Annotated in this window: 9 protein-coding genes and 2 pseudogenes; 5 read left to right on the forward strand and 6 right to left on the reverse strand. The window is 56.0% G+C overall.

From position 1 onward, the window contains the following. The first annotated feature begins 11 nt into the window (after positions 1–11). Positions 12–815, forward strand: a complete 804-nt coding sequence (locus O1723_RS11340) for an SDR family NAD(P)-dependent oxidoreductase (protein ID WP_023337241.1) — start codon at positions 12–14, stop codon at positions 813–815. 19 nt (positions 816–834) lie between these two features. On the opposite strand, the gene O1723_RS11345 is transcribed toward O1723_RS11340, so the two are convergent. After that, positions 835–1,215: a dienelactone hydrolase family protein gene (locus O1723_RS11345; RefSeq protein WP_248190544.1), complete on the reverse strand. Its 381-nt coding sequence runs from the start codon at positions 1,213–1,215 to the stop codon at positions 835–837. Here O1723_RS11345 and tynA point away from each other — a divergent pair. Both tynA and O1723_RS11355 read left to right on the forward strand, forming a co-directional pair. Next, positions 1,169–2,995 (forward strand): annotated as a pseudogene (tynA, locus tag O1723_RS11350) (primary-amine oxidase); the annotation flags it as partial. The gene O1723_RS11345 and the pseudogene tynA overlap by 47 nt on opposite strands. 118 nt (positions 2,996–3,113) lie before the next feature. Next, positions 3,114–4,220 carry a GGDEF domain-containing protein gene (locus O1723_RS11355; protein WP_023330317.1) on the forward strand — a complete coding sequence of 369 codons (1,107 nt, stop codon included), beginning with the start codon at positions 3,114–3,116 and terminating at the stop codon, positions 4,218–4,220. Between the two features lie 87 nt (positions 4,221–4,307). Here the strand turns inward: O1723_RS11355 and O1723_RS11360 are convergent. Beyond that, a pseudogene (locus O1723_RS11360) lies at positions 4,308–5,806 on the reverse strand (aldehyde dehydrogenase family protein). A gap of 240 nt (positions 5,807–6,046) precedes the next feature. Between O1723_RS11360 and feaR the strand changes: the two are divergent. After that, positions 6,047–6,955, forward strand: a complete 909-nt coding sequence (feaR, locus tag O1723_RS11365; RefSeq protein ID WP_014883693.1) for a transcriptional regulator FeaR — start codon at positions 6,047–6,049, stop codon at positions 6,953–6,955. On the opposite strand, the gene O1723_RS11370 is transcribed toward feaR, so the two are convergent. Genes O1723_RS11370 through O1723_RS11380 form a run of 3 tightly spaced genes read right to left on the reverse strand, consistent with a single transcriptional unit; the run spans position 6,956 to position 10,108 of the window. After that, complete coding sequence (locus tag O1723_RS11370; protein WP_014883692.1) at positions 6,956–7,273, reverse strand: YdbL family probable chaperone protein; 318 nt, start codon at positions 7,271–7,273, stop codon at positions 6,956–6,958. 7 nt (positions 7,274–7,280) lie between these two features. After that, a complete protein-coding gene (locus tag O1723_RS11375; RefSeq protein ID WP_010430706.1) occupies positions 7,281–7,472 on the reverse strand; it encodes a YnbE family lipoprotein in 192 nt (63 codons plus the stop codon). Continuing rightward, the gene (locus O1723_RS11380) at positions 7,469–10,108 is read right to left on the reverse strand and encodes a YdbH family protein (protein WP_014883691.1); all 2,640 of its coding nucleotides are present in this window, start codon (positions 10,106–10,108) and stop codon (positions 7,469–7,471) included. Before O1723_RS11380 ends, O1723_RS11375 begins: the two co-directional genes overlap by 4 nt. Positions 10,109–10,750: 642 nt before the next feature. Between O1723_RS11380 and O1723_RS11385 the strand changes: the two genes are divergently transcribed. Beyond that, a complete protein-coding gene (locus O1723_RS11385) occupies positions 10,751–11,740 on the forward strand; it encodes a 2-hydroxyacid dehydrogenase (protein ID WP_014883689.1) in 990 nt (329 codons plus the stop codon). A gap of 19 nt (positions 11,741–11,759) precedes the next feature. Here the strand turns inward: O1723_RS11385 and O1723_RS11390 are convergent, their stop codons facing one another. Continuing rightward, positions 11,760–12,968: an MFS transporter gene (locus tag O1723_RS11390; protein ID WP_014883688.1), complete on the reverse strand. Its 1,209-nt coding sequence runs from the start codon at positions 12,966–12,968 to the stop codon at positions 11,760–11,762. Positions 12,969–12,985: the final 17 nt, after the last annotated feature.

A 12,985-nucleotide genomic window follows, 5' to 3' on the forward strand; every position in this document is an offset into this window, starting at 1 on the left:
CGGAGAATCATATGAGTGAGAAAAAGCTGGCTCTGATAACTGGTGCGAGCAACGGTATCGGCCTTGCACTTGCTGAAGAATTTGCAGCTAACGGATACGATCTTGTCATCGTCGCCAGGGATGAAAAAAAACTTTCAGCCGCGGGTGAAAACCTGCAAAAATGTTTTTCAGTTAACGTACACGCGTTCAGTGCTGACCTGAGTGAGTATGACCAGATAACAGATCTCCAGGTCAGAATGGATGAGGCCGGTTTAGCCCCTAATGCACTGGTCATCAACGCCGGTCAGGGGCTCGGCGGCGCGTTTATCGACGGTACCGATCTTGAAAAAGAGCTTAGATTAATCCGGCTCAACGTTGATGCTGTGGTACATCTTTCTAAAATATTTATCCCGCGGCTCGTAGAGAAGGGTAACGGGCACGTTCTTATCACTTCGTCGCTTTCCGGCTCGGCGCCCATACCTTTCGAAGCGGTTTACGGGGCGTCAAAGGCTTTCGTCAACTCCTTTTTTTACGCCATACGTAACGAGCTGATGGGGAGCGGTTTATCAATGACGCTTCTGATGCCTGGGGCAACGGAGACCAATTTTTTCAAAAATGCAGGACAGGCCAGCACGACCGTAGGTTCGATGAAAAAGGACGATCCGAAAGAAGTGGCAAAACGTGCCTGGTATGCCCTGATGACAGGACACGAATTTGTCTATGGCAGTGAGTATGCCGAGTATGAGAGCGAGGTGATGAACAGAATGATGAGTGAGTCACATAAGGCTCAGCGTCACCGCATCATTTCTGAACCCGATTCTGCCACCAAAAAGTAAACCCGCACGGCGCCGGGCATCAGCCCAGCGCCTCTTTCAACAGCGTAAATACAACACTGAAAGCATGATTGCTGACAGCCGCATTGTAATGCGTTTTGCCCGGAACATCGGCCTTAGGATAGGTAAATGAGTGAACCGCACCGGCATAGTTCGTCAGCTGAAAGTCACATCCGCAGGACGCCATTTCACCGGCAAAAGCTTTTATCTGCTCTGCGGAAACAAACGGATCATCGGCCCCATTTAACACAGCGACCTTGCCCCTGATATCCCCTTTCTCAGCAGGGGTGCGGGTATCAAGCGTCCCGTGAAAGCATGCCGTGACGGCCAGAGGCGCACCGCTGCGTGCCAGTTCGAGTACCCGCTTTACCCAGATCGCCCTTGCGGAGCCAGAGAAAGCCAAAGTGTGGGACTATGTGCTCAACGGTACGGCAGTCGATGCCCCTCGCCAGGCGAAGATCGTCATGCTCGACGGAAAGCATGTCATCGAGAGCCTGGTGGATCTGAAGGATAAAAAAATTCTGCGCTGGGAACCGGTCAAAGACGCGCACGGCATGGTGCTGTTGGATGATTTCACCGCGGTTCAGCAGATCATTAACGACAGTACTGAATTTGCTGAGGTGCTTAAAAAGCACGGCATAACCGACCCGAAAAAAGTGATTACCACGCCGCTGACCGTCGGCTATTTCGACGGTAAAGATGGCCTTAAGCAGGAAGACCGTTTGCTGAAAGTGGTGAGCTATCTGGATGTCGGCGACGGCAACTACTGGGCACATCCGATTGAAAACCTGGTGGCGGTGGTCGACCTTGAGCAAAAGAAGATCCAGAAGATTGAAGAAGGCGCCGTTATCCCGGTTCCTCTGACCCCACGTCCCTATGATGGCCGCGACCGCATAGAGACACCCAAAAAACCGCTCGACATTATTGAACCGGAAGGCAAGAACTACACCATAACCGGCGACAGAGTGCACTGGCAGAACTGGGATTTCCATCTGAGCCTGGACTCGCGCGTGGGCCCGATGATCTCAACCGTCACGTATAACGACAACGGCAAGAAACGTCAGGTGATGTATCAGGGGTCGCTCGGCGGCATGATTGTCCCTTACGGCGATCCGGACGTGGGCTGGTACTTTAAAGCCTATCTCGACTCCGGCGACTACGGCATGGGCACCCTGACCTCGCCGCTGGTGCGGGGTAAAGACGTGCCGTCCAACGCCGTGATGCTCAATGAAACCATCCCGGACTATACCGGCGCGCCGATGGAGATCCCGCGAGCAATCGCCATTTTCGAACGCTATGCGGGGCCGGAATACAAGCATCAGGAGATGGGTCAGCCAAACGTCAGCGCCGAGCGTCGTGAACTGGTGGTGCGCTGGGTGAGTACCGTCGGTAACTACGATTACATCTTCGACTGGGTATTCCATGAGAACGGCACCCTCGGCATTGATGCTGGCGCGACGGGTATCGAAGCCGTGAAAGGCGTTCAGGCCAAAACCATGCATGACGCCACCGCCAAAGACGATACCCGATACGGCACGTTGATTGACCACAACATTGTGGGCACCACGCACCAGCACATCTATAACTTCCGTCTTGATATGGATGTCGATGGTATTAACAACAAGCTGGTGGCGATGGATCCGGAAGTGAAACCTAATACCGCCGGTGGCCCGCGCACCAGTACCATGCAGGTCAATCAGTACGACATTGATACCGAACAGCAGGCGGCACAGAAATTTGACCCGGGCACTATTCGCCTGCTGAGCAACACCCGTAAAGAGAACCGCATGGGCAACCCGGTCTCGTATCAGATTATTCCCTACGCGGGCGGCACCCATCCGGTGGCAACCGGCGCGAAATTTGCCCCGGATGAGTGGATCTACCATCGCCTGAGCTTTATGGATAAACAGCTGTGGGTGACCCGTTACCACCCGGATGAACGCTATCCGGAAGGTAAATTCCCTAACCGCTCCATCCACGACACGGGACTGGGGCAGTACAGCAAAGATAACGAGTCACTTAACGATCAGGATGACGTAGTCTGGATGACCACCGGCACGACCCACGTCGCCCGCGCGGAAGAGTGGCCGATCATGCCAACGGAATGGGTGCATGCCCTGCTTAAACCGTGGAACTTCTTCGACGAGACGCCAACGCTCGGAAAGAAAAAAGACGAAAAATAACCCACCGCCGGGCAATCGCCCGGTTTTTTTTGCCCTGCCGTTTGAGGATCGTCCATGCTTGCTTATAGTTACAGATATCTCACCTGCATGATTTATCCCCCGGACGGGAAAGGGCTTTATGGAAAAAAGAAAAAAACCGACACTGGAACGCGCTACCTGGCCGACGCGCCACGCGATGGTCATGCATGGGCTGGCGATGAACCTGCCCTGGCTGGCGTTCGTCAACGTCAGCTTCGCCGTGATGATCCTGCTGCGACACGTCCTGCTTAAGGCCAGCGATCCGCTTTATCCTCATATACCGCAACTGACGACCCTGGTCGATGCCTCGATGCTCGGCATTATTATCCTCTCTGCCGCGTTGATCCTGATGGCCTGGCGGCGTATTGCGGGTATCAGCGTGGTGCTCTTTATCTGTAGCGCCATCTGGTCGGTATCCTGTTTTTTGTTTATTACCTATTTGCTGCTGCCCCACGTCTGGCCGCTGTGCGTGATTTTGTTACTCGCAGGGTTAACGGCGCTCTACTTTTACCCTGAGGGATTACTCGCCTTTGTGCTTCCGCTCTGGATCACCCTGCCGGTCGCAAGCTGGATACTTAACGATGGCCTCAACCTTCACTTTGTCATCATCTGGAGCGTGTTTACCCTGATTCTGATCTGCGGGCGTTTTATCCTGTTGAGCTGGTTTGATGAAGCCTGGCGTCGTAATCAGCAAAATCAACTGCTGATCTCACGGCTGGATGCGCTGGCGCATCAGGATCCGCTAACCAAAACCGCCAACCGCCGGAGAATGGAGGTGGTGCTGGAAAACGCGGTCGAGCAGAAGAAACCTTTCTCGCTGATTATGCTGGATATCGACTATTTCAAACGCTACAACGACACCTACGGCCACCAGGCGGGTGATGACTGCCTGACGCGCGTGGCGCGGGTGCTGAAGCAGTCGGTACGAACGCCGGACGACGTCGTATCACGTTACGGCGGCGAGGAGTTTGTGGTGATCCTTTTCAATTGCCCGCTAAACATCGCAGAAAAGGTTGCCATGCGTATTCAGGACGGGCTGCGCACGGAGGCCATACCGCATGGCGCCTCGACTGTCAGCGACCATGTGACCGTGAGCATGGGGATTGCCGGCATGACGGAGGGGTTAGCCGGCACCGAAATAATCGCCCGCGCCGATGCGGCGCTTTATCGGGCGAAAGAGGCCGGGCGGGATCGGTGGTCGCTTTGAATAATGCCGGGTGGCGCTGCGCTTACCCGGCCTACAAAACCAGAGAAAGTAGGCCGGGTAAGGCGTAGCCGCCACCCGGCTTGTTTCTTAATACCGCACGCAAACCGACTTCGTCTCACACCATCCGTCCAGCCAGTCCGGGCCAAAGTCGCGACCTGTGCCGGACTGCTTCATGCCGCCGAACGGCAGGTTGGCGTCGATCAGCGTATGGCTGTTTACCCAGACGGTGCCCGCCTGCAGCCTGTCGGTGTACTCCAGCGCCTTGCTGATATTCTGCGTCCAGACGCTGGCGGTCAGGCCATATTCGGTGTCGTTTGCCAGCTGAAGCGCCTCTTCACCATCGGCAACGCGCACCAGATTGACCACCGGGCCAAACACCTCTTCGCGGGTTAAGCGCAGCGCGGCATCCGGGTTGACCACCAGCGTCGGCGAAACGTAATAGCCTTTCCCTTCCGGGCCACGGTTACCGACAATCAGCTCTGCGTGGCGAGATTGCGCTTCATCGAGGAAAGTCTGCACCTTGTCACAATGCGCACGCGACACCAGCGGGTTGATAAATGCTTCCGGGGACATACCCGGCCCGACGCTCAGGGATTTCACCGCCTGTTCGAAGCCGCTGACCAGCGTGTCAAACAGCGGCGCTTCAATGTAGATACGGGAACTCGCCGCACACACCTGCCCCTGGTTCAGGAAGCTCCCGGTCATCAGCCTTCGATCACCCACGCCGGGTCCGCATCTTTGAGTACGATAGCCGGGTTTTTGCCCCCCAGTTCCAGGGTCACGCCTGTCAGGGTATCTGCCGCCGCGCGGGCAATTTGCTTGCCCGTCGCCGTTGAGCCGGTAAAGCTAACCTTTGCAATATGCGGATGCGAGGTCAGCGCTGCGCCGCACACCGCGCCGCTCCCGGTCACCACGTTGAATACCCCGTCCGGAATGCCCGCTTCGCTGGCCAGTTCCGCCACGCGCAGCATGGTCAGCGGCGTGGTTTCTGATGGCTTGATGACAATCGAGCACCCCGCCGCCAGCGCAGGCATCACTTTCCACATCCCAATCATCAGCGGGAAGTTCCAGGGCACAATCCCGGCCACCACGCCAACCGGCTCTTTACGTGTCCATGCCTGATAACGCGCCCCCTGTGGCAGGGGAATAGAAAGGTCGAGGGTTTTGCCTGCGATTTTGGTGGTCAGCCCGGCGGTATAGCGCATCCAGTTCAGTGTACAACCCACTTCAAAGAGACGGGAAATGTTAATCGATTTCCCCTGCTCCAGCGTTTCAAGCTGGGCCAGCTCCTCGCTGTGCTGTTCAACCAGATCGGCGAAACGGAGCAGGATCCGCTCGCGCTCCGCCGGTAATTTTCCGGCCCAGCTGCGGGCAACAAAAGCACGCCAGCCGGACATGACGGCACGGTCAACGTCATCGACGCTGGCATCGGCCGTCGAGGCAATCACCTCGCCCGTGGCCGGGTTATAGACGTTGAGCCGCTTTTCGCTGTCCGACGCGGCCTGACGCCCTTCAATCCACAGGCCATGATGTCGGTCTAAAAACTGCTGCACGGCAGGCTGAATAGCCACCTGGGATTCGGACATAGGATACTCCTTCGTTATTATTCGCAGGGTGTTCATCCAGTCTAAGAGGGGTTTCGCATTCTCGCTTTTGTCTCTGTGACATTCGCTTTGCCACCTGTGACAGGTGCCGCAAATCGTGATAATTCCACCTTATATCGCTGTTCCCGATGAGTGTTCTTTCCTATAGTCAGCCCAGAGCTCTGACAAAACGCAACATAAATGCAACAATGCGAAAACATTGACGGTGCAGTGAGAGAAACGATGGCGTGTGCAAGCGAGCAGGAACAGTATCAGCAGTGGCTGGCGCAGATTAACCAGGTGTGCGGGCGTTTTAATGCACAGCCCACCGGGGGAAAATTCGTCGGCGAACTGGAGACCAGCTATGCGCGCAGCCTGAAGCTCAGCACCGTCACCGCCGGCGGCGTAAATCTGTTCCGCTCCCGTCAGGAGATCAAACAGAGTAATGATGCCTGGTTCTATACCGTCTTCCAGCTTGAGGGCAGTGCGGAAATTGAACAGGATGACCGTCGCGCTGTGCTCCGAACAGGCGATATCACGCTGCTTGACGCCTCCCGGCCCTGCTCAATCAACTGGCAGGAAAAATCCCGCCAGATTTCGCTGCTGGTACCCCGCCAGATTATTGAGCAACAGTGTCGTTTCCATGAGATTAGCTGCGCGCTCGCCCTCTCTCGCTCGCTGCCAACGGTACAGCTGAGCCATCGCCTGCTGATGGAAAGCATGAACAACGCCGACCTGAGTGACCGGGAGAGCGAAGCCGCGCTCGAAGCCATGGTCTGCCTGCTGCGCCCCGCGTTTCAGCAACGCGACGTGATTCAGCCGCGCAAGGAACGCCAGTTCCAGCATGTCGTGGCGCTGATTGACGATCATATTCAGTCTGACTCTCTGCGTCCGGAGTGGATTGCCGCCGAGAGCGGGATGTCCGTGCGCAGCCTCTACCGCATGTTTGCCGAGAAGGGGCTGGTGGTCGCGCAGTACATTAAAAACCGTCGGCTGGATCTCTGTGCGCAGGTGCTGCGCTCTGCCGGGGATGATGAAAAGCTGGCGGGAATTGGCTACAGCTGGGGGTTCACCGACCATAGCCATTTTTCAACGGCCTTTAAGCAGCGTTTTGGCGTCTCGCCCGGCGAATACCGCAAGCGCCACCGCTAGCTATTTTTTCAGCCATTTGCCGTTAATTCCCTTCACGTATTCGCCCGGCTGCGCGCGGGCAACCAGTTTTTGCCCCGCCATTTTCGCCACTTCATCGACCGGTAAATTATTGCTGTCGGCCAGCTTCTGATAGCTCTCGGTGCGTGCCGCGTTAATACGGTTTACCAGCGCCAGCGTTTCTGCATCCTGTTGGATCGGGGCAATATACCCGCTGAGTGTTTCCCCCACGCGCCCCTGCGCCCGGGCATCATTTAAGGTCAGCACAGCCGCCTGCGCATTCATCCCCAGAGCCAGTAGAATCAGAGCTAAACGTTTCATGGCATCCTCAGAACAGATCGCTGCGCGATTTCAGCAGGGTTTCAACGTCTTTATCGACCTTAATGTGGATCTCGTGTTCGATTTTGACATTCATATTGATGGTAATCGGCTCTTTCGGCGCAGCGACTTCAATACGCGGCGTACAGCCGGTCATTAGCGCAGCAACGGCAACGGTGAGTACACCAGCCATCTTTTTCATTGTTGTTCCTCACTTTCCTTGCCAGTCGAACTGCGGAGACCGGGTATCGCCGCGTGTTGCTCAAACCAGGTTTGCAGGTTGTCTCCAAAACGCAGGCTGCGCCAGAGGGTAAAGACATTCTCGTCATGGGTATAGTTCAGGTTGACGGAGCTGCTTTTGCCATCCACACGGCTGGTTCCCTTGATGGTCGCCTGCATGGTTAATTCACCCAGGTTATCTAAATTGATTCTTGTCCACGAACGAGAAATTTCCATATAGCGGAGCCAGTTGATCGCGGCACCCGCAACCATATTATCTTTCACGATGGCATCCGCCGTATCTTTGTCGATACGCAGCGTCATTGGGCCAGGGTTGGTCAGCCAGCCATCTTTAATGATCCATTTTTCATTGTCCAGCCAGAATGGCAGCGCCCCGCTTACCGGGCCTGACATGGCAAACTGTTTCGGATTGACGGCGCCGATCAGTTCACTTGACGAGATATTGTCCACGCGGAGCAGCGCCGGATCGTGCTGCGGCATCCGCAACTGCTGCATCGTAATCTTCCCGCCGAGGGTTTCCACTTTCACGTTGGTAAGCAGCAGCGGATTGTCCTCCGTCCAGGGATAATCCCCCTGTAGATCGGCGGTAATATTGCGCGCGGTCACCAGGTTTTCCACTTCGCCAATACGCAACGTAACCGGGCCGCGCGTGCCCAGGGACCAGGTCCCCTTGCTGAAGCGGAACGGCAGCACAAAATCGACACCGTTGATCTGGTTATCCGGCATCCAGGCGCTACCGGCTTTCAGCACGCCGTGCCCCCCCGCCTCAAAGCCCTGATCGGCCGCCGCCGAGAAAGCCACCTGCGCATAGAGTTCCCCGTCACGCAGCGTCATTTTCCAGTCCGGAGGGATCAGAGGCTGGAACACGGTGAGCGACTGTTTCGGCCACCAGGCCTGCCCGCGAAGACGTTCACCATCCCAGCGACCATTCACCTGTACCGGGCCGATTTTCTCTGCATGGAGGTCGCCCTTAAACTGGAACACCGTCGGATCGGTGCCGTCGACGCTAAAGGTCAGCACCGACGGTGGCAGCGTGCTGCCACCGGAGAAACGGGTTTGCCCGGCATTGAGCGCCAGCGCGCCGCTGAACGTCGGCTTTTCGGCGTCACGGAACCAGCGCACGGGTTGATCCAGCACCAGACGCGGCGTGCCGACCTCCATGGTTCCATACTGGAGCTTGTCAAAACCGGTGGAGAGCGCCGTGAGCTCAATGAGTTTGTCACGCCACTCGCCTTTCCCGGCGACATCCCAGCGGGCATGCATCGGCGTAAAACTCCCTTTTCCCCAGTAGCGCCACTGCCAGAGACCGCTGTCGGGTAAAAAGTCGTTCGCCTGCCCGTCCAGATGCAGTTCAAAATCGCCCATCTCGTTTTCATGGGCACGCAGGATAGCCTGTAAACGCCCGTCCACCCCCTTCTGCGTCAGCTTCACACCTGCCAGCGGCCAGCGGATTTCATCGATATCAAGCGAGTCAATGATGCGCCCGCGCGAGCGAAGCAGTGCGCCCGGTTCAAAGGCGAGTTGCGGTTCATATACGCTGCCGGTCAGTGTTGCCGGCAATTTGGCATAAAGAATGAGGTCGTTTTGCTTCGCCTCACCGCTGAGATGCAGCGGCATGTCGCTGTTTTCCATACTGAGCCTGCCGGGCCCAATATTGAGTACCGCGTTGCCTTTCCCCGCATCACCATGGGTAAGCACGTTCAAACGCCCGGTCAGGGTGGCTTTCTCAAGCCCCTGCTGCCAGTTATCGGCGCGAAGCGAAACGCGTCCGCTCAGCGGCATACCGGACAGATCCCAGTTCCAGCGCCCGTCGCTGATGTTCAGCTGTTCCGCCGTAACTTGCCACGGCAGATCGAGCAGTGGATCAGGGTTGTCTCGTGCCATCACCACCAGTTGTCCACGGTTGTCTTCCCAGTCCAGATCGGCATCGACGAGAGACGTCAGTTGTGGCACGTTAAAGGTCGCCACCGCGTGGCCTTTTACCGGCACGCCATCCGGCACCAGCGGCAGAGTGAACTCCCCCACCAGTTTGATGGGCTGCGGCTGATCGGGTAGCTGAACATCGAACTGGCTGACCGAAAGCGTCTGGCCGCGAAGCGTTCCTTGAATGCTCACCCGCTCGCCTTTATAGGCTATCTCCTGGCTGGACGGGGTCAGCGAGGCCTTCAGCTCACCCTGCCACTGCTGCCAGGGCGAGAGGGTGAGACGGTGAATGGTCAGCCAGGTATTCGGTAACACCGCCTGCCACTGCGCCAGCGTTTTGGGGGCAACGGTCGACGGCGCGGATTGGGGAATTTTGCTGAGGCAGACGGCGTTAAGATCCAGCGCGCCGATATCCAGCTGCCAGCGGCTCGGATGTGACAGCGTCACGTTCTCAATGCGAGCAATTTCGCACTCTTCTACCAGATAGCGGAGATCGGGGATCACCAGCGCATGACGAGTCAGTTTAGGACTCTCTTCGAAAGCGATACGCGTCCCGACGGGAAGCCAGATTCCGGCAAGCGTCGGTACCCACTGAGCGAGCGTCATCAGCAGCGTCAGCGGCAATAAAATGAACAGCAGTAAAAGCGCAAGTGCGGCTTTGTATTTACCCTTCATGGGCAGTTAATATCCTGATTTAGCGAAAGAATTAAGCCAGCAATGCTGAACATTGTCGCATGTTTAGCGGGTCAATTGAAGCCAAAGGCAAGTTTAAGGATAGAAGCTGTAGCGTTAAGTTGCGAAGCTAGTACCTGTTACGAGGTATCGCCAAGAGGTAAAGCATGGCAAATATTAATGACCCCCAATACACGGAGTCATACCGCCATGGGTCAAAGATGATATGCAGAAAACCGCTCACAAAGTCCTGGCCATTGGCGAACACGTTGAGTTGTATGGCAGCACTGGCTAACACAAACAAGGTGTAAGCAATGAAAAGAGGATATTTTCTAGCTCTTTCAACTTTGAGTTTACCTCTGTACAGCAACAATAAAAACGCAATAGATATAATGAAATAGTACAAGGCAGGCAACGTTGGCGGGGATAAAGACAACTCCAGTTGTAACGGCATACATTACTCTCCATCTCTGCCTGAAAATCCACCCGATTCCTGATGTTTCTGGCATTAAGAATATCATGGAGTTAGGGTAACAAGATGCTCTAGAATAATTCATAGAACTTATTGAATTCAATAATATTTTAGAAATTGTAAGATAATTTTAATCATGCTAACGTGAATGCAAAATCACTGGAGAAAGTCTTATGAAACTCGCGGTATATAGCACAAAGCAGTACGACAAAAAGTATCTGCAACATGTTAACGAAGCTTACGGGTTTGAGCTTGAATTTTTCGACTTTCTGCTTTCCGAAAAAACCGCCAAAACGGCGCACGGCTGTGAAGGCGTCTGCATTTTTGTTAACGATGACGGCAGTCGTCCGGTGCTGGAAGAGTTGAAAAAACAGGGAGTGAAGTATATCGCCCTGCGCTGTGCAGGCTTTAACAACGTGGATCTCGATGCGGCGAAAGAGCTGGGGCTGAAGGTGGTGCGCGTTCCGGCCTACTCCCCGGAAGCCGTCGCGGAACATGCGATTGGCATGATGATGTCGCTCAACCGTCGTATTCACCGCGCTTATCAGCGCACCCGTGATGCCAACTTCTCGCTGGAGGGGCTGACCGGCTTTACCATGTACGGTAAAACCGCAGGGGTGATCGGGACCGGGAAAATTGGCGTCGCTGCCCTGCGGATCCTCAAAGGCTTTGGCATGCGTCTGCTGGCGTTTGATCCGTATCCAAGCGCCGCGGCGCTGGAGATGGGCGTGGAATATGTTGACCTGCCGACCCTGTTCTCGCAGTCTGATGTGATCTCCCTGCACTGCCCGCTGACGCCGGAAAACTATCACCTGCTGAACCAGGCGGCGTTTGACCAGATGAAGGACGGCGTGATGATCATCAACACCAGCCGTGGTGGCCTTGTTGACTCTCAGGCCGCTATCGAAGCGCTGAAAACCCAGAAAATTGGCGCACTCGGGATGGACGTGTATGAGAACGAACGCGATCTGTTCTTTGAAGACAAGTCCAACGATGTGATTCAGGACGACGTGTTCCGCCGCCTGTCTGCCTGTCATAACGTCCTGTTTACCGGTCACCAGGCGTTTCTGACGGCTGAAGCGCTGATCAGCATTTCAGAAACCACGCTGGGTAACCTGCAGCAGCTGGAAAAAGGCGAAACCTGCCCTAACGAGCTGGCATAAGTATGACGCCGGGTGGCGGCTATGCCCCACCCGGCGTACTGTCTGTTTCCCAGGTTCGGTGAGCAACGCGCCACCAGAGCAGGACGGCCACCAGCGCAATCGCGCTCAGCACGCTGAATGCCGTCGCAAAGGAGTAATGCCCGGCTATCGTGCCGGTTAACGCCGGGCTCATCGATGCCCCAACGCCCTGCATCAACATCACCACGCTCTGCCCGGCATTGACGTGCCCGCTCCCTCGCAACAGCACAACAATAAACGACGGTACCACGACGCCGAGGATGCCAGCGGCCAGCCCGTCGAGAATTTGCACCGGGATCATCATCAACGGCGCGTCTGTGGACGCCGCCAGCGCCGCACGCACCGGCATCACCAGCAGCGCCAGCATAATTAATCGCCAGTAGCCGTAGTGTTCTATTCTCCGTGCGACCCAAATGGCGACGGGGATCATCACGGCCTGAGAAATAATGACAGTGCCCGCTGCATACAAGCCGGGGTTGATTGAGGCGGGTGCCGCCGCAACCCTCATGCTGAGCATCGGTAACAGCGCAGCGTTCGCCAGATGAAACAGGAGCAGCGTCAATCCGGTAACAAACAGCGCCCGGTTTTTAATCAGCACCGCAAAGCCCGGAACAGGCAGGTTCGCTGGAGAGGACAACCCGCGCGCGGCATTGTTGTCGATATCCTTATTGCGAATGGCAAGCAGCGCACACAACGTTAGCAACGTCGTACAGGTCATCAGCAGGAAAATTCCGCCGACGCCCCAGTACCAGGCAATGCCGCCAGCCATCAGTGCGGTCATAAAATTGCCCGCATGATTAAACGCCTCATTTTTGCCCATCTGCGCGCTGAACCCACTCTGGCCGGTCAGCCCTAAGGTAATTCCGGTGATCAATGGCCCCACAAACGCCGCACAGATGCCGGTGATAATTTGTGAAACGGCGACAACGCCGCTCTGCTGGCTAAACCAGAGCAGAAGCGTGCTCAGGGTGATCAACAGGCAAAGCAGCGCGAGTACAGCGCGTTTGTTTCGGGAGGTGTCGGTGATGAATCCCGCCGGGAGCGTGGCCAGTAAACCCGCCAGCCCACCCGCCGTCATCAGAATACCAATATCATCAGGCGTCCAGTGACGTTCGGTGAGAAAAATACCGAGAAAAGGGCCGAGGCCATCGCGGACATCCGCAATGAAAAAACTGGTCAGGCATAACGCCCGCAGCGAACGAAGAGACATACTGCCTGCCTTTACAA

This window comes from Enterobacter cloacae complex sp. HYC080_NIDB, assembly GCF_056673325.1.

Excerpts from the sequence above, each read along its gene's own strand:
- O1723_RS11340 (WP_023337241.1), top strand. The coding sequence starts at position 12 with ATGAGTGAGAAAAAGCTGGCTCTGATAACTGGTGCGAGCAACGGTATC.
- O1723_RS11385 (WP_014883689.1), top strand. The coding sequence starts at position 10,751 with ATGAAACTCGCGGTATATAGCACAAAGCAGTACGACAAAAAGTATCTG.
- feaR (WP_014883693.1), top strand. The coding sequence starts at position 6,047 with ATGGCGTGTGCAAGCGAGCAGGAACAGTATCAGCAGTGGCTGGCGCAG.
- O1723_RS11355 (WP_023330317.1), top strand. The coding sequence starts at position 3,114 with ATGGAAAAAAGAAAAAAACCGACACTGGAACGCGCTACCTGGCCGACG.
- O1723_RS11375 (WP_010430706.1), bottom strand. The coding sequence starts at position 7,472 with ATGAAAAAGATGGCTGGTGTACTCACCGTTGCCGTTGCTGCGCTAATG.
- O1723_RS11390 (WP_014883688.1), bottom strand. The coding sequence starts at position 12,968 with ATGTCTCTTCGTTCGCTGCGGGCGTTATGCCTGACCAGTTTTTTCATT.
- O1723_RS11370 (WP_014883692.1), bottom strand. The coding sequence starts at position 7,273 with ATGAAACGTTTAGCTCTGATTCTACTGGCTCTGGGGATGAATGCGCAG.
- O1723_RS11380 (WP_014883691.1), bottom strand. The coding sequence starts at position 10,108 with ATGAAGGGTAAATACAAAGCCGCACTTGCGCTTTTACTGCTGTTCATT.